Here is a 17,347-nt window from a genome sequence, read left to right as displayed (position 1 = left end):
AAATAGCTAAAAGAGTTGCTTTTTTTCGAGGAAGGGAGCAAAATAGGGAACATGAAAAAATAGTTATGTTTTATAAGTGAAGGTGGAGAGAAAAATGAATGGATGGAAACTGTGGATGGCGGAGTGGCGAAGTATCTTCAAGAACCCACGTGTGTTGGTTCCGATTCTCGCAGTCGCACTCGTACCGTTAATGTACGCAGGGATGTTCCTATGGGCTTTTTGGGATCCGTATGGACAGATGAAAGATTTGCCGGTCGCCATCGTCAATGAAGACAAAGGGGCAACGTTTGAAGGAGAGTCGCTTGCGATTGGAGATGACCTCATTGATAAGCTGCTGGATTCGGAGGCGTTCAAGTTCGTCGAAACGACGAAGAAAGAAGCGGAATCTGGACTGAAAGACCATGACTACTACATGGCGATCGAGATTCCAGAAAACTTTTCAGAAAAAGCGACGACTGCTTTAGATGAACATCCGGAGCAACTCGAACTGAAGTATATCGCAAATGAATCGTATAACTTCTTAGCCGCACAAATCGGTGGTTCCGCGATGGAACAAGTCAAAGCGGAACTGTCGACCGAAGTCTCGAAACAGTATGTCAGTGCGTTGAAAGACGGATTGAATGATGTGGCAGACGGACTTGGTGAAGCCGCAGATGGTGCAGCGACACTTGCGGACGGCTCAACGTCAGCAAAAGACGGTGCCGTCAAGTTGGCGGACGGGACGAAGCTTCTCGCTTCGAAACAACGTGAGCTCGCGGATGGAGCAAGCCAATTAAACGATGGGATGACTCAGTTGGCCGATGGTTCATCTGAACTCGCGGATGGGACGAAGCTTCTCGCTTCGAAACAACGGGAGCTAGCGAATGGAGCAGGTCAATTACGTGATGGTGTTTCGCAATTGGCCGATGGCTCATCTGCACTCGCGGATGGCAGTCAACAAGTATACGAGGGCTCAGCCTCACTTTCGGACGGGGTCCATCGTGTCAGCGAGGGCGCTTCTGCCTTACAAGGCGGGACGAGCCAACTCGTTGACGGAACAGGAGCGTTCGCATCTAAGCTAGATGAGCTGCACACAGGTGCGAAGACGTTGAACCAAGGTGTTCAAGACCTTGCTGCCGGAATCGAGCGCTCAAAAGAGGGGGCATCTGCATTACAGGATGGTGCCACAAAACTCACAGGAGCGTTGACTCAGGCGAAGGAAGGAAACGCGACACTTGTCGCGGGTCAAACAGACGTGGTCAATGGGATCGGACAAATGAAGTCTGAATTGACTGCGAAACAAGATGAGTTGATTGGACAATTGACAGCACTCGCTGAGTCGGGTCAATCGGCATCACCTGAAATGCTTCAAGCCATCGCTGCACAACTGAGCGAAGGGAAGCAAGAGACGGCGGCCGGGTTTGATCAACTATCCGCTGGTGCTGCAAAAGTGAAAGAAGGACAGGTCGCACTTGGTGCAGGTCTTGATCAGGCAGGTACAGGTGCAAACAAACTGTCGACTGGACTTTCTGACTTGAGTGCAGGTCAAACGAAATTAGCCGAAGGTGCGAACGCGTTGGCAAGTGGTTCAAGTCAAATCGAGCAAGGTACTCAAACGGCGGCCGATCGTTCCCAAGAACTTGTGTCAGCGAGTGCGAAGCTCAATCAAGGCGCGACACAACTTCAAGATGGGACAACTGAACTCGCCGCTGGAAGTGACAAGCTTGTAGACGCGACCGGACAGTTGTCTGAAGGTAGCGAAAAGCTTGCGGATGGAGCGAAGAGCGCAAGCACCGGTACAAATGAATTGGTGAATGGTGCGAATCAGTTAGCGGATGGTGGTCAAAAGCTGCAGTCAGGAAGTCGTGAACTGGCCGAAGGCGCGAATAGTGCCGGAGCCGGAACGAGCAAGCTGACGGATGGCGCGAATCAGCTCGCGAATGGTGGAGAAGAACTTTCAGACGGTAGCGGTGAACTCGCTGACGGCATGAAGGAGCTCGCATCAGGTAGCGAGGAACTTCGTGACGCCTTAGTGAAAGGTGCGAAAGACGCAGACATCGGTTTAACGGATGACAACGTCGAGATGATGGCCGGTCCAGTGTCGCTCGTCGACAACTCGATTCACGAGGTGCCTAACTACGGTACTGGATTCGCTCCATACTTCATGTCACTCGGACTTTTCGTTGGAGCACTCCTTCTCTCGATCGTTTATCCGTTATACGATCCAGCAGGACGTCCGAAACGTAGTCTTTCGTGGGTATTGTCGAAATCTGGTGTCCTCATGGTCGTCGGATTCTTGCAAGCCTTGATTCTCGATGTGGCGATGGTGCAACTGCTCGGTCTTGAAGTGAGCGAACCATTAAAATTCTTCGGTTTCAGCTGGTTGACGAGCATCACGTTCCTCTTTATCGTACAGTTGCTCGTGACAACACTCGGAAACCCTGGACGTTTCGCGGCAATCGTCTTGTTGATTTTACAATTGACGACGTCAGCCGGGACGTTCCCGCTTGAATTGATTCCAAGAGCGTTGCAACCGTTCAATGCACTACTTCCAATGACGTATACGGTTGCCGGATATAAAGAAATTCTATCGGCAGATGGTGCGCAGTACTTGCAGATGGCGACAACCTATTTAGTGTTTGTGGCTGCCGGATGTTTTGCATTACTATGGGCGTACTTCCGGATCGCATGGAAGAAAAAATATCGTCAAGTCGCATCAGAAGCATGATGTAAATACGATACAAAATCGTGTATAGTGGGGAAGACGACACTATACACGATTTTTTTCTTAAAAAAATATAAAAAAAGAATTGACACTCGAATGGTGACTGGTTATTATAGAAAATGTGCTTAGGACACAACAATAACATGGCGGTGTAGCTCAGCTGGCTAGAGCGTACGGTTCATACCCGTGAGGTCGTGGGTTCGACTCCCTCCGCCGCTACCATTTTATTTAGGCCCGTTGGTCAAGCGGTTAAGACACCGCCCTTTCACGGCGGTAACACGGGTTCGAATCCCGTACGGGTCACTTAACCTAAGCGTAAAGAAGCCATCTCAATCGAGATGGCTTCTTTTGTTATATCAAGGAGGGAATTCATGAAAAAGGTACTCGTCGCTGTGTCGGGTGGAGTCGATTCCATCGTCTTATTGGACCGTCTCGTCAAGCAAGGATGGGATGTGGCGGTGGCGCACGTCCATCACGGTTTACGAGAAGCGTCAGATGAAGAGTACACGTTCGTCGCACACGTAGCGGCATCCTACCAAGTCGCGTTTCATGGGACGCGTCTCCATTTTCAAGAAGGAGCATCACAGGCTCATTACCGTAAGGCCCGCTACCGCTTTTTTGAAGACGTCATGAATGAACATGGATACGATACACTGGCCACGGCTCATCATGCGGATGATGTGTTGGAGACGGTGCTCATTCAACTTCACCGAAACGTAATCGAAGTGAAAGGAATTCCCGAGAGAAGAACGTTCGGGCGTGGGACGTTGATCCGTCCTTTATTAAGAGAAACAAAGGTGCAACTCATCGAGTATGCTCGGAAAAACAAACTTGTCTGGAAGGAAGATGCCACCAATCAGGAAGTGACCTATTTACGGAACCGGATCCGTCACGAAATCATCCCGAGGCTGAAACAACTGTGGCCGACAGTCGTTGATGATGTATACGATACGGCGAAACAGGCATACGCTGAATGGGGCATGCGTTACCAGTCATGTGGGCGATGGATTGAAGAAAATGTGCAGCTTGAAATGAAAGCGTTTCATGTGAAACTTGATGAGTTTAATCGCTTATCCTCACTTGAGCGATATACGGTCGCTCGCTTGCTGTCCCGTCGCTATGGGGTAGAGGTCGGTGAGGGGGTCGAGAAGCTAAGCGTGAGTGAAAAGGATACCGGCACCTACCACCTGTCGGGTGAGTGGTTCATGATGAAGCAGAATAGGGTACTTAATCTTGTACAACGTTCGGCAGAAGCGTCACTTTATCCTATTCAGATCGAGTCGTTACCAGCCGTCGTTCAATTTGGGCAGCGTACGGTTTCGTTGTCCATCGAAGAAGGACGAGAAGGTATTCCGCTAAATGAAATTACTTGCCCGCTGACGATTCGTTCGCTCGCACCGGGGGACCGGATGAAGTTGAACGTGGGGACAAAAAAAGTGTCCCGCATCCTCATCGACGAAAAGATTGAGCGAACCATTCGACCGACACTCCCGCTGCTTGAGGACGCCTCGGGGCGGATTCTCGCGATTGTCGGGGTAAGAGTTTCAGAATTTCTAGACAAGTCGGATGCGATTTGCCTACGATTAATGGTAAAATGATGATTGTGTCGAAACAGAAAGAGGAGGATTTCAAGATGTCATTGATGAACGATATGGAGAAAATTTTAATCTCACGTGAAGAGATTCAAGAAAAGGTGAAAGAACTCGCTGGAACATTGAGCGAAGACTATAAAGAAGAGTTCCCGCTTCTCGTATGTGTATTGAAAGGCGCGATGCCATTCATGTCGGACCTCGTCAAAGAAATGGATATCCATTTAGAGATGGATTTCATGGACGTGTCGACATATCATGGAGGAACTTCTTCGACAGGTGAAGTGAAAATCGAGAAGGATTTAAATACATCTGTAGAAGGACGCGACATCTTGATTGTAGAAGATATTATTGATAGTGGATTGACGCTTGGTTACCTCGTCGATCTTCTTAAATACCGTAAAGCGAAGTCTGTGAAGATTGTCACGCTTCTCGATAAGCCGACTGGCCGTAAAAATGGTTTATCAGCAGACTATAGTGGTTTCGTGATTCCACACGAATTCGTTGTCGGCTACGGTCTTGATTACGAAGAGAAATATCGTAACCTTCCTTATGTCGGTGTGCTCAAACCGAGCGTTTACGGGGGCTAACGTTTTTCTTTTGAAAATGTGACGTGGTAAGATAAAGGAAATCCCCAAAGTATAGGCATATACTGAATGGGCGAGAACATCGTTTCTCGGAATAGGAGGCAGAGAATGAATCGTGCAGTGAAAAACACATTGGTTTTTGGTGTGATTTTCCTAGCCTTGATCTTGTTCCTTCAATATTTGCAGAATCCGAATAGTCAGAGTGAAACGCTCTCGTATTCGAAATTCCTAGAATATGTGGAAGATGATCGGATTGAGACGGCAACCGTACAAGAAATCCCGGGGGCTATCTCGATTACAGGCGATCTTACAGGAGATGAAGACCAACGTTATGAAACAAACATTCCAGCGAACGAAGCGGAATATGCGGATGTATTAACGCAGCTTCGAGCGAATACGGATATTCAAATCGAGGAGGCTGAATCCAACAGTAGCTGGTTCAGCATCGTCTTCGCGATTTTACCGTTCATTATCATCTTCATCTTGTTCTTCTTCTTGTTGAACCAAGCGCAAGGTGGTGGCGGTGGTGGTCGTGTGATGAACTTCGGGAAATCGAAGGCGAAACTATACGACCAAGAGAAACGTCGCGTCACATTCAAAGATGTGGCTGGGGCGGACGAAGAGAAGCAAGAACTCATCGAAGTCGTTGAATTCTTGAAAGATCCTCGCAAATTCTCGAAACTCGGCGCACGTATTCCAAAAGGGGTCTTACTCGTAGGTCCTCCAGGGACAGGTAAAACACTCTTGGCTCGTGCGGTAGCCGGTGAAGCCGGTGTTCCGTTCTTCTCGATCTCAGGTTCGGACTTCGTTGAGATGTTTGTCGGGGTCGGGGCGTCACGTGTTCGTGACTTGTTCGAAAACGCGAAAAAGAATGCGCCATGTATCATCTTCATCGATGAAATTGATGCGGTCGGTCGCCAGCGTGGTGCCGGTCTCGGTGGTGGACACGATGAGCGTGAACAAACATTGAACCAACTCCTTGTTGAGATGGATGGATTCAGTGATAACGAAGGGATCATCATGGTTGCGGCGACAAACCGTCCAGATATCCTTGACCCGGCCCTCCTTCGTCCAGGTCGTTTTGACCGTCAAATTACGGTCGATCGTCCGGATGTCAAAGGGCGCGAAGAAGTATTGAAAGTCCATGCACGTAACAAGCCACTCGATTCGACGGTGGACTTGAAGTCGATTGCACAACGTACGCCTGGTTTCTCTGGGGCAGACTTAGAGAACCTCTTGAACGAAGCGGCACTCGTTGCGGCACGTTCGAACCGTACAGCTGTTTCAGTTGTCGATGTGGAAGAAGCGATTGACCGTGTCATCGCAGGTCCTTCGAAGAAGAGTCGCATCATCTCTGAAAAAGAGCGCAACATTGTTGCATATCACGAAGCGGGTCACACAATCATCGGTCTCGAGCTTGAGAATGCGGATGAAGTACACAAAGTGACAATCGTTCCACGCGGAAACGCGGGCGGATATGTCGTCATGCTTCCGAAAGAAGATCGTTACTTCATGACAAAACCTGAACTCGAAGACAAGATTGTTGGTCTTCTTGGTGGTCGCGTCGCCGAAGATGTCATCTTTGGAGAAGTGTCGACCGGAGCGAGCAATGACTTCCAGCGCGCTACTGGTATCGCACGTAAGATGGTCATGGATTACGGGATGAGCGATAAACTCGGACCGCTCCAGCTCGGTTCAAACCATGGCGGACAAGTCTTCCTCGGTCGTGATTTCCAGACAGAGCAGAACTACTCGGATGCGATTGCGCAAGAAATCGATTTGGAGATTCGAGACATCATCAATCGCTGTTACGCGAAAGCGAAGCAGATTTTGACAGATCGTCGCGAAGATCTCGAACTCGTTGCGAAGACGTTGCTTGATGTCGAGACGCTTGACTCGAAACAGATTCGTCATTTGATCAAGACACGCGAGTATCTTCCGCATGAGCCGGAAGAGGACGTGGATGGATCGACGGATGCGGATGACGCAGCGAAGAAAGATGATGCAGCCGTTCAACACGGTCAAGTCGTCGATCAACCTGAAGTTGTCCAAGACAGCCAGCCGGATGTCGTACCTGAAGGCGATAAGCCAGAAGCGACACCGACAGAACGTCCGAATAACGAATCACGTTAATGAATGAGACGAATGCCCTTGACGAGGCATTCGTCTTTTTTCGTGTTATAATTCGAGCGAACTGCAATTGACAACAAAGTGAGGAACTATATCATGATTTTAGTGATTGATGTTGGAAATACAAATATTGTTCTCGGGATGTACGATGGAGATCATCTCGTACACCATTGGCGCATCTCAACGGATCGTACAAAAACGACCGACGAGTACGGCATGCTGGTGAAATCGCTATTCGATCATTCGAACATCTCGTTCGACCAGGTCGAGGGAGTGATCTTATCTTCTGTCGTACCTCCTGTTATTTTCCCACTTGAACAAATGTCGCAACGATACTTCAATGTACGTCCAATCGTTGTGGGACCAGGTGTGAAGACAGGGTTGGACATTCATGTCGAGAACCCTCGCGAAGTCGGGGCCGACCGAATTGTCAACGCGGTGGCTGGGATCGCCAAATATGACGGTCCGCTCATAATTGTTGATTTTGGGACGGCAACCACGTATTGTTACATCGATGAGAAACGTCGTTACCATGGCGGAATCATCTCACCAGGTATCATGATTTCAGTGGAGGCACTCTATCAGCGTGCCGCGAAACTACCTCGGATTGAATTGGCGACTCCACCGACAGTCATTGGTAAGAATACGATTCAAGCGATGCAATCAGGGACATATTATGGATATGTGGCCCAAGTGGACGGTATCGTGAACCGGATGAAGCGTGAAGTCGGTGAAGCGACTGTCATTGCAACGGGCGGGCTGGCACGATTGATCAGTGAACATGCAGAGACGATTGACCATGTGGATTCGTTCCTGACACTCGAAGGCCTCCGTCTCATTTACGAGCGCAATCAAAAGTAAACTAAAGGAGTTACATCATATGATTCATACAGAACAACAAGCATTACTCGACCAGATGAAGGATGACTATCTCGTTCGTGCCCTCGGTTTTAACGGAGAGGTTCGTGCCTTTGCCGCACGCACGACAAAAACGGTATATGAGACGCAACTTCGTCATCAAACGACACCGGTTGCTTCAGCTGCCCTCGGACGGACGATGACAATCGGTTCGATGATTGGAGCGATGCAAAAAGGTGCAGCGCGTGTCACGCTTAAAGTAGAAGGTGATGGTCCAATCGGGAAAATCATCGTGGACGCAGATACAGCAGGAGATGTTCGTGGATATGTGTCATACCCGCGTGTCGATGGCGGCACATTCGTCAACGAACAAGGAATGACGAAATTGAAAGTCGGCGAAGCCGTCGGGAAAGGGACCATCTCTGTCATTAAAGACTTAGGCTTGAAAGACTATGTCGGTGGTTCTTCAGAGATTCAAACGGGCGAAATCAGTGAAGACTTCACGTACTATTTCGCGACATCTGAGCAAGTGCCGTCAGTCGTCGGAGCGGGTGTCCTCGTCTTACCGGAAGATGAATCGATTCTTGCGGCAGGCGGAATCATCGTCCAGCTGCTCCCGAACGCTTCTGAAGAGACGGTACAAGCGCTCGAAAAAGCACTTCAGACGTTCCCACCCGTATCGGTTTTGATTGGTGAAGAAAAAACGCCAGAAGAAATGCTTCAATTACTCCTTGGCGATAGCCTTGATGTCCTCGACACGAACCCGATCCAGTTCAACTGCACATGCAGCCGTGAACGAATGGAAAGTGCCATTATCGGTCTCGGAAAAGAAGAGATTCGTCAGATGATTGAAGAAGATGGTGGAGCCGAAGCCGTATGTCATTTCTGTGGCGAAAAGTATCATTTCTCAGCGGAACAGTTAGAGACGATGAAAGTTCAGGCGCAGGCGTAAGCAACGTTCCAAATTGCATATTTTCAATTCGATAGGGTATGATAACAATATCGGAATAGTCGGAATTATGAAGGAGGAAATGCAATGCGTATCGTAAACTCAGTAACAGACTTGATTGGAAAGACTCCGATTGTGAAATTGAACGGAATGACTGGACCAGAGGATGCCAACGTGTATCTGAAGCTCGAATATATGAACCCGGGATCAAGCGTCAAAGACCGGATCGCCCTCGCCATGATCGAAGCGGCCGAAAAAGACGGTATCTTGAAGCCAGGTGATACAATCATCGAGCCAACAAGCGGAAACACGGGCATCGGGCTCGCGATGGTCAGTGCCGCAAAAGGATATAAAGCCATTCTCGTTATGCCTGAAACGATGAGCATGGAACGCCGAAACCTCCTTCGTGGATACGGGGCCGAATTGATTTTGACACCAGGACCTGAAGGGATGGGTGGGGCGATTCGTCGCGCTACTGAAGAAGCCGAGAAACATGGCTACTTCCTCCCGCAACAATTCAATAACGCAGCCAACCCGAACGTTCATGAAATGACGACGGGACCTGAGATTGTGGAGGCGTTTGAAGAATCAGGACTTTCAGTCGACGCTTTGATTGCCGGAGTCGGGACGGGCGGTACCATCACCGGCGCAGGTAAAGTCGTGAAGGCGAAGTACCCGGACGTAAAAATTCTCGCCGTTGAACCGGTCGATTCACCTGTCTTATCAGGCGGGAAACCGGGACCACATAAGATTCAAGGGATTGGGGCTGGATTCGTTCCATCCATCCTCGACACGGAGATTTATGAAGGGGTTCTTCAAATCACGACAGAGCAAGCGTTCGAATATGCTCGTCAGGCGGCACGTACGAACGGTGTCCTCGGTGGTATCTCTTCAGGAGCTGCCATTGCGGCAGCACTTGATACAGCGAAACGCCTTGGTAAAGGGAAAAATGTATTGGCGATTATCCCGTCAAACGGTGAACGTTACTTGAGCACGCCGCTCTATCAGTTTGATGAAGAGTCAAACGAGAGTCGCGTATAACATTTCAGGCAGTAATCGAGAGACATTCTCTTTCGATTGCTGCCTTTTCTTGTGTACAATAAAAGGCATGAATGAATAGACGGAGGAATGACATGTGAGATCGACTGCGTTCAGAACAAAGCGGATGACGAAAGAGAAGGTGTATGAGGCATACATGACGTTGACGGCGGATAAACCGTATCATGCATGGTTAGAGAGTGGGAGAGCGGGACGGTATACGATTGCGGGAATCGAGCCGTTCGGTCGCTTTCATGTAAAAGACGGTGTCGGACTCTTGCAAGTGGGGGATACGACAGAAACGCTATACGGAAAGCCGCTTGAGCTCGTCAGTGAGGTACGGAAGCGATTTGAGGCCGAGCGTCCGGAAGGGGCTCCTCCTTTCTTTGGTGGCATGATCGGGTATGTCAGTTATGATGTGGCCCGGACGATTGAACGTCTCCCTCAGCAAGCGGAGGATGATTTGTCGACACCAGACGTCTCGTTTCTTCTATTTGACGAGGTGGCGGTGTTCGATGAAGTGGATTCGACCCTGTACTTGATGGTGACGGCGGAGGAAGGTGCAGAACGTAAGGCGGACCGATTGTCGGCCATGTGGAACGTCGAGTCGCATTACGCGTTCAAGCCGACAGGGCAGTCACCGATAGAACGATCGCGCTCCATCTCCCAGGAAGAGTTTGTTGAAGCGGTCAAACGGATTCAGTCCTATATCGTAGAAGGGGACGTGTTCCAAGTGAACTTGAGCGTTCGTCAGTCCGAACCGCTTCTCGCTGACCCGCGTCGAGTATATGATACGTTGCGTCAAATGAATCCATCTCCTTATATGGGCTATTTCGTGGATGACACTTTAACGATGGTCTCCGCTTCACCAGAATTGTTGCTTGAAAAACATGGAACCGACATTTCGACACGCCCGATCGCGGGTACGCGTCCACGTGGCAAAGATGATGTGGAAGACTTGGAGTTGGCGAACACATTGCTTGAAAACGAGAAAGAGCGGGCCGAACACGTCATGCTCGTCGATCTTGAACGGAACGACCTCGGCAAGGTGGCGGCATATGGCAGCGTTCATGTTGATGAGTTGATGGTGATTGAGAAGTACTCACACGTACAACATATCGTATCGAACGTACGGGGTACGATTCGGGATGAAGTATCAGGAGCCGAAGCGCTGGCAGCGATGTTCCCAGGCGGTACCATCACCGGCGCACCGAAAATTCGAACGATGGAAATCATCGAAGAACTCGAACCAGTTCGCCGGGGACTCTACACCGGTTCATATGGATGGTTAAGTTGGAATGACGACCTTGTCTTCAATATCACGATTCGAACGATGGTCGTGAAAGACGGAATCGCATACGTTCAAGCGGGAGCAGGTATCGTGATTGATTCGGATCCGGTCTCGGAATATGAGGAATCCCTGTCCAAAGCGAAGGCGCTATGGGCGGCGAAACACATGACGGAGGAAACGACATGATTGTATTAATCGACAACTATGACTCATTTACGTATAACTTGGTGCAATATTTCGGTGAACTCGGTCAAGAACTAGTCGTGTATCGAAACGATGAAGTCACGATTCAAGAGATTGAGGCGCTTGCCCCGAGTTATCTTGTCATTTCGCCGGGACCTTGCACTCCGAATGAGGCGGGAATTAGCGTTGAGGCAATCCAAGCGTTTGCGGGTCGTATCCCGATTTTAGGGGTTTGCCTCGGACATCAGGCGATTGCGCAAGCGTTTGGTGGAGAAGTCGTCCATGCGGAGCGGCTCATGCATGGAAAAACGTCGAAGATTCAACATGACGGAAAATCGATTTTCAAGAAGATTCCGCAACAGTCGGTCGTGACCCGTTATCATTCGTTGGCCGTGGAGCGTTCGTCTCTACCAGAATGTCTAGTGGTCACTGCAGAGACGGAGACTGGAGAAATCATGGCACTCCGTCACCGAACGCTTCCGATCGAAGGGGTGCAATATCACCCTGAAGCGATTTTGACTGAGCACGGGAAGGAAATGATTCGAAACTTTATCGAGGAGTATCGTCATGTGGTATTGGCATAACGGAGAGTTGGTCGAACGAGAGAAGGTGTTGATTCCGGTTGAAGATCACGGCTTCTTGTATGGAATGGGCTTGTTTGAGACGTTCCGTACATATGAATTCGTTCCTTTCCTGTTCGATGCCCACTGGGAGCGCTTGATGAAGAGTCTCGATGAGCTGTGGATCGATTTTCCATACACGAAGGAAGAAATCGGGACGGCGATTCAGCAACTGTGCCGTCAAAACGATGCACCCAACCTTTATATCCGCTTGAACGTGTCGGCAGGAGTTGCGCCCCTCGGTCTCTACGCGGGTCGTTATGAGACACCGAACGTCACCATGATCGTCAAACCGCTATCCTCAGAAGTTGTACCACAGGAGAAACGGGTCGAACCGATCCCGTTTCCGAGAAGTCGTCCTGAAGCGGCTTTTCGATTAAAGTCACATCATTATATGAACAATATCCTTGGAAAACGAACCTTACAAGACCAAGGCGCTGAAGGACTATTTGCGGACGAACATGGATATGTGGTGGAAGGGCTCGTGTCGAACATCTTTTGGGTCGGTCCAGATGATAGGTTATACACGACTCCGCTATCGAGCGGAGCACTCGCAGGTGTGACACGACAATGGGTGATGAAACATTTCTCTGTAATCGAACAACCCGTGACATTTGAAGAATTGACTGCAGCGAAAGAGATTTGGATGACAAATTCAATCCAACAAGTCGCTCCGGTAACGCATTATGGAAATCTGAGATACCCCGGTAAAGACGGGGTACGATTTAACGAAGTTTGGGCGAAACTCGTTCGCTCAATTGGTTAGGAGGCGGAAGCATGACGAAGGTCATGGGTATTTTAAATGTGACCCCGGACTCGTTTTCGGATGGGGGACGGTATACGGCAATCGAGGAGGCTGTACGACATGCGAAACAACTCGTACAAGAAGGTGCCGATGCGATTGATGTCGGTGGAGAATCAACGAGACCTGGCGCGGTACTTGTTTCCGAAGAAGAAGAGATTGAACGTGTCGTCCCGATCATCCGTCGACTGACAAAAGAAATCGATGTTCCGATTTCGATTGATACGTATAAGCCGATGGTGGCGAGAGCGGCAATCGAGGCCGGTGCGACGATTATCAATGACGTATGGGGTTCGAAATGGGGAGACCGCTCGATGGCACGTGTCGCTTTCGAATATGGAGTTACGATCATTTTGATGCACAACCGAACAGATCGGGACTATCGTCATTTCATCGAAGATGTGGTCAGCGATCTACAGGAATCAATCGAGATTGCGCATGCAGCAGGCGTAAAGGATGAGCACATTTGGCTAGATCCGGGCATCGGATTTGCGAAAGACGTGACGCAAAACCTCGAACTCATGAATCATCTTGACGTGATCACACGTCTTGGGTATCCGGTTCTGCTCGGCACGTCGCGTAAGTCGTTTATCGGTCATACGCTCGATTTACCAACAGAGGAGCGTCTCGAAGGAACGATTGCGACAACGTGTCTCGGAATCATGAAAGGGTGCGATTGGGTGCGTGTGCACGACGTCAAAGCGAACGCCCGTGCGGCGAAGATGATGGATGCGATGATTGGAGGGGATAGACATGGATAAAATATTTGTGAACGGGATGCGTTTTTACGGTTATCACGGGGTGTTTGAAGAAGAAAACCGTCTCGGTCAACGGTTTCACGTGGATTTAATGTGTGAACTGGACCTCGCGCCTGCGGGACGTTCGGATGACTTAAACAATGGGGTCAGCTATGCCGGCTTGTATCAGTTGACGGAAGATATTGTGACGGGGGAACCGGTCAATTTGTTAGAAACACTCGGAGAACGCATCACGACAGCCGTGTTGGCGCATAGTGAGTTGATTCAACGTGTGACGGTTAAAGTAATTAAACCGGACCCACCCATCCCGGGACACTATGACTCAGTGGCAATCGAGATGACAAGGGGACGGACGTCATGATTTATATTGCATTAGGCGCCAATATCGGAGATCGGGCTAGACAGTTGTCTGCGGCAATCGATGAGATGGAGCAAGCAGGACTCCACGTCACGAAACAGTCGTCGGTCTATGAGACGGCTCCTGTCGGATATACAGAGCAACCTTCGTTTTTTAATATGGTGGTCGAAGTCGAGAGTCATCAATCCTCGAACGAACTGCTCAAAACGCTTCAACAGATCGAACAACGATTAGGGCGGGAACGTCTATTTAAGAACGGACCGCGTACCATCGACCTTGACATCCTCTTTTATAATGGGGAAGATATACAATCAGAACACTTAACGGTTCCGCATCCGCGCATGCAGGAACGTGCATTTGTTCTTGCCCCGTTAGCGGAAATCGCGCCAGAACTCGTCGTTCAAGGACGGACGGTCGCCTCCTGGCTCGAAGGGTTACCGATGACGGACCGCCAAGATGTCGTCCGGTTACAGTTGCTTACGAATTTGGAGAAATGAAGGATGTGTTGTCTTGACAGGCTTTAAGATTGGAAACATAGAGATTAAAAACCGTGCAGTCCTCGCGCCGATGGCCGGCGTGACCAATCCCGCTTTCCGTTTGATTGCAAAAGAGTTCGGAGCGGGACTCGTCTGTGCCGAAATGGTCAGTGATAAAGGCATCTTGCTCGAGAATGCACGGACGATGCGCATGCTATACGTCGATGAACGAGAGAAACCGCTCAGTTTACAAATTTTCGGCGGTTCGAAAGATACACTCGTCAGAGCGGCGCAGTACGTCGATCAAAACACCAATGCGGATATTATTGATATCAACATGGGTTGTCCCGTACCGAAAGTGACGAAGTGTGACGCAGGGGCGAAGTGGTTACTCGACCCGGATAAAGTGTACGAGATGGTGAATGCCGTCACGAATGTCGTCGAAAAACCGGTTACGGTGAAGATGCGACTCGGTTGGGATGATGAGCATATCTTTATTTTGGATAATGTTAAGGCGGCTCAGACGGGTGGAGCAGCAGCGATTGCCATTCATGGACGTACGCGTGCCCAACAATATGAAGGAACCGCGAATTGGGATTGGATTGGCGAGGCGAAGAAAGTAGCGACCGTCCCGATTATCGGAAACGGGGATATCGCGACCCCGCAGGATGCGAAACGTGTGATTGACCAATATGGTGTGGATGCCGTCATGATTGGACGCGCTGCACTCGGGAATCCGTGGATGCTCTATCAAACGGTCCAGTACCTCGAAACAGGGGAGCTCCCGCCGGAACCAGAGGCGCGTGAGAAAATCGACATCTGCATGCTTCATCTCGACCGGTTGAGTGCAATCAAAGGTGAATTAACAGCCGTACGCGAAATGCGTCAACACGCGGCCTGGTATTTGAAAGGGTTGAAAGGTAGTGGTCCGATTCGTAAGCAAATCAACGAAACGGAATCGCGCGAAGCGTTCGCGGCGGTCCTTTATGGATTTGTGGACCAACTCGAACGACAACTGTCAGAAGTGTGAACTAGTGAAAAGAACTAATTTATGGTAAGCTTGTTTGGCGAAAAAGTGCACCACAACGAATGAACGGCTTCGGCTGTGCTGTTGGCCATCGGGTCGACAGTTTTTTGTTAGAGAGAAACCCAATATGGACAGAGGAGTGAATGGAATAGTGAGCCACGAGTTAGAAATGAATGATCAAATGCAGGTTCGTTTTGAGAAGATGACCGATATGCGTGAGCGCGGTCTCGACCCGTTCGGTCACCGCTTTGATCGTTCTGCACACGCAGGTGAATTACATGAGCAGTATGAATCAATTGAAAAAGAGGCTTTGGCTGAACAAGATGTAGAAGTCACATTGGCTGGACGCATCATGACGAAACGTGGAAAAGGGAAGGTTTTCTTTGCCCACATTCAAGATGTGACAGGTCAAATTCAAATTTACGTTCGCAAAAACGATGTCGGGGATGAGCCGTTTGACTTATTCAAGTCTTCAGACCTCGGTGACATCGTCGGTGTGAAAGGGAAGCTCTTTAAAACGAACGTTGGTGAGCTTTCGATTCACGTGGAAGAGTTTGAATTATTGACGAAGGCGCTTCGCCCGCTTCCGGACAAATACCATGGATTAAAAGACGTGGAACAGCGCTATCGCCAACGCTATCTTGATTTGATTACAAACCAGGACTCGCGTCAGACATTCATTTTGCGTAGCCGCATCATTTCGGAGATTCGCAACTTCTTAAATCAAAAAGGATATTTAGAAGTGGAAACACCGATGTTACACACGATCGCGGGTGGAGCAGCGGCGCGTCCGTTCTTAACGCATCATAATGCGTTGGATATGGAACTTTATATGCGTATTGCCATCGAACTTCACTTGAAACGCTTGATCGTTGGTGGACTCGAGCGCGTGTACGAAATCGGGCGTGTATTCCGTAACGAAGGGATCTCTACACGTCACAACCCTGAATTCACGATGATCGAATTGTATGAAGCCTATGCAGATTACAACGACATCATGGATTTGACGGAAGAATTGGTTGCGCACGTAGCGAAAGAAGTGCTCGGTACAACAGATGTGCAGTATGGTGAAGATACGATCCATCTTGGCATCGGTTGGAAACGTGCACATATGGTCGACCTTGTTAAAGAAGAGACAGGTGTCGATTTCTGGCAACAAATGTCCGATGAAGAAGCACGTGCTCTCGCAAAAGAACACGGTGTAGAAGTACAAGATCATATGACGTTTGGTCATATCGTGAATGAATTCTTCGAGCAGAAAGTAGAAGAAACGTTGCTTCAACCGACATTTGTCACAGGACACCCGGTTGAAGTATCACCATTGGCGAAGAAGAATGAAACAGATCCACGCTTCACGGATCGTTTCGAGTTGTTCATTGTTCGTCGTGAACATGCGAATGCCTTCACGGAGTTGAATGACCCAATCGATCAACGTGAACGCTTTGAAGCACAGTTGCTTGAAAAAGAAGCAGGTAACGATGAGGCACATGAACTCGACAACGATTTCCTTGAGGCACTTGAATATGGTATGCCGCCAACAGGCGGACTTGGAATCGGGATTGACCGCCTCGTCATGTTATTGACGAACGCGCCTTCAATCCGTGACGTTCTTCTTTTCCCAACGATGCGCCATCAACAATAATCAATTTAGTGGCCGGATCATCCGTTAATATGATCCGGCTTCTTTTTTTGTCAGCCTCGAAACGCATAGGTAAGCCGTTAAACAGAAGGAATGCTATAGATAAAAAACTTTTTTAAAAAAACTTTAGAAAAACCCCTTGCGTTAATGAGAGGTGTACGGTAAAGTAATAAACGTTGCCGCTGATGGCAGCGGAAAAGAAATAAAAAAGTGGTTGACAACTGTGTCGATGACTTGTATTATTTTAAGAGTCGCCAAGAGCGGCAGACGAACTTTGAAAACTGAACGATGAGGCAAAAATAAGTTTTACCATTTTTGAATGAAGCGCAAGCTTCGTC

The 17,347-nt window shown here is 49.1% G+C and carries 15 protein-coding genes and 2 tRNA genes; all 17 read left to right on the top strand.

Features of this window, described 5'->3' with window-relative positions:
• Window positions 1-94 precede the first annotated feature (94 nt).
• The 17 genes from KNO70_RS15420 (at window position 95) to lysS (ending at window position 17,012) form a co-directional block, all read left to right on the top strand.
• The gene (locus KNO70_RS15420; protein WP_214812817.1) at window positions 95-2,707 is read left to right on the top strand and encodes a YhgE/Pip domain-containing protein; all 2,613 of its coding nucleotides are present in this window, start codon (window positions 95-97) and stop codon (window positions 2,705-2,707) included.
• 142 nt (window positions 2,708-2,849) lie between these two features.
• A tRNA-Met gene (locus KNO70_RS15415) sits at window positions 2,850-2,926 on the top strand.
• Window positions 2,927-2,935: 9 nt separating this feature from the next.
• Window positions 2,936-3,007: transfer RNA gene (locus tag KNO70_RS15410), tRNA-Glu, on the top strand.
• 68 nt (window positions 3,008-3,075) lie between these two features.
• Complete coding sequence (gene tilS / locus KNO70_RS15405) at window positions 3,076-4,302, top strand: tRNA lysidine(34) synthetase TilS (protein WP_214812816.1); 1,227 nt, start codon at window positions 3,076-3,078, stop codon at window positions 4,300-4,302.
• Between the two features lie 41 nt (window positions 4,303-4,343).
• A complete protein-coding gene (hpt, locus tag KNO70_RS15400; protein WP_214689640.1) occupies window positions 4,344-4,883 on the top strand; it encodes a hypoxanthine phosphoribosyltransferase in 540 nt (179 codons plus the stop codon).
• A 105-nt stretch (window positions 4,884-4,988) separates the two neighbouring features.
• Entirely contained in the window at window positions 4,989-7,013 is a 2,025-nt protein-coding gene (gene ftsH, locus KNO70_RS15395) for an ATP-dependent zinc metalloprotease FtsH (protein ID WP_012727720.1), read from the top strand.
• A gap of 93 nt (window positions 7,014-7,106) precedes the next feature.
• Window positions 7,107-7,871 carry a type III pantothenate kinase gene (locus tag KNO70_RS15390; RefSeq protein ID WP_078145926.1) on the top strand — a complete coding sequence of 255 codons (765 nt, stop codon included), beginning with the start codon at window positions 7,107-7,109 and terminating at the stop codon, window positions 7,869-7,871.
• A gap of 19 nt (window positions 7,872-7,890) precedes the next feature.
• Window positions 7,891-8,820: an Hsp33 family molecular chaperone HslO gene (hslO, locus tag KNO70_RS15385; RefSeq protein WP_012727718.1), complete on the top strand. Its 930-nt coding sequence runs from the start codon at window positions 7,891-7,893 to the stop codon at window positions 8,818-8,820.
• Between the two features lie 84 nt (window positions 8,821-8,904).
• Window positions 8,905-9,858 (top strand): cysteine synthase A, encoded by a 954-nt coding sequence (gene cysK, locus KNO70_RS15380; protein ID WP_012727717.1) that lies wholly within the window; start codon window positions 8,905-8,907, stop codon window positions 9,856-9,858.
• 94 nt (window positions 9,859-9,952) lie between these two features.
• On the top strand, window positions 9,953-11,332 hold the full coding sequence (locus tag KNO70_RS15375) for an anthranilate synthase component I family protein (RefSeq protein WP_354021638.1): 1,380 nt from the start codon (window positions 9,953-9,955) through the stop codon (window positions 11,330-11,332).
• Complete coding sequence (gene pabA, locus KNO70_RS15370) at window positions 11,329-11,913, top strand: aminodeoxychorismate/anthranilate synthase component II (RefSeq protein ID WP_159563165.1); 585 nt, start codon at window positions 11,329-11,331, stop codon at window positions 11,911-11,913. Before KNO70_RS15375 ends, pabA begins: the two co-directional genes overlap by 4 nt.
• Window positions 11,897-12,715, top strand: a complete 819-nt coding sequence (locus KNO70_RS15365) for an aminotransferase class IV (RefSeq protein ID WP_214812815.1) — start codon at window positions 11,897-11,899, stop codon at window positions 12,713-12,715. The genes pabA and KNO70_RS15365 overlap by 17 nt, the downstream gene beginning before the upstream one ends.
• 11 nt (window positions 12,716-12,726) lie before the next feature.
• Window positions 12,727-13,512: a dihydropteroate synthase gene (gene folP, locus KNO70_RS15360; protein ID WP_214812814.1), complete on the top strand. Its 786-nt coding sequence runs from the start codon at window positions 12,727-12,729 to the stop codon at window positions 13,510-13,512.
• Window positions 13,505-13,870 (top strand): dihydroneopterin aldolase, encoded by a 366-nt coding sequence (folB, locus tag KNO70_RS15355; RefSeq protein ID WP_159563162.1) that lies wholly within the window; start codon window positions 13,505-13,507, stop codon window positions 13,868-13,870. Before folP ends, folB begins: the two co-directional genes overlap by 8 nt.
• Window positions 13,867-14,364, top strand: a complete 498-nt coding sequence (gene folK, locus KNO70_RS15350; RefSeq protein ID WP_214812813.1) for a 2-amino-4-hydroxy-6-hydroxymethyldihydropteridine diphosphokinase — start codon at window positions 13,867-13,869, stop codon at window positions 14,362-14,364. Before folB ends, folK begins: the two co-directional genes overlap by 4 nt.
• A 70-nt stretch (window positions 14,365-14,434) precedes the next feature.
• The gene (gene dusB, locus KNO70_RS15345; protein ID WP_230872777.1) at window positions 14,435-15,373 is read left to right on the top strand and encodes a tRNA dihydrouridine synthase DusB; all 939 of its coding nucleotides are present in this window, start codon (window positions 14,435-14,437) and stop codon (window positions 15,371-15,373) included.
• 148 nt (window positions 15,374-15,521) lie between these two features.
• Window positions 15,522-17,012, top strand: a complete 1,491-nt coding sequence (lysS, locus tag KNO70_RS15340; protein ID WP_012727709.1) for a lysine--tRNA ligase — start codon at window positions 15,522-15,524, stop codon at window positions 17,010-17,012.
• The last annotated feature ends 335 nt before the right edge of the window (window positions 17,013-17,347 follow it).

It is taken from the genome of Exiguobacterium sp. s181 (genome assembly GCF_018617125.1).
GTDB classification, from domain to species: domain Bacteria; phylum Bacillota; class Bacilli; order Exiguobacteriales; family Exiguobacteriaceae; genus Exiguobacterium; species Exiguobacterium profundum.
The sequence above is the reverse complement of the archived record's forward strand: the minus strand, read 5'-3'. Positions and strand labels throughout refer to the sequence as shown.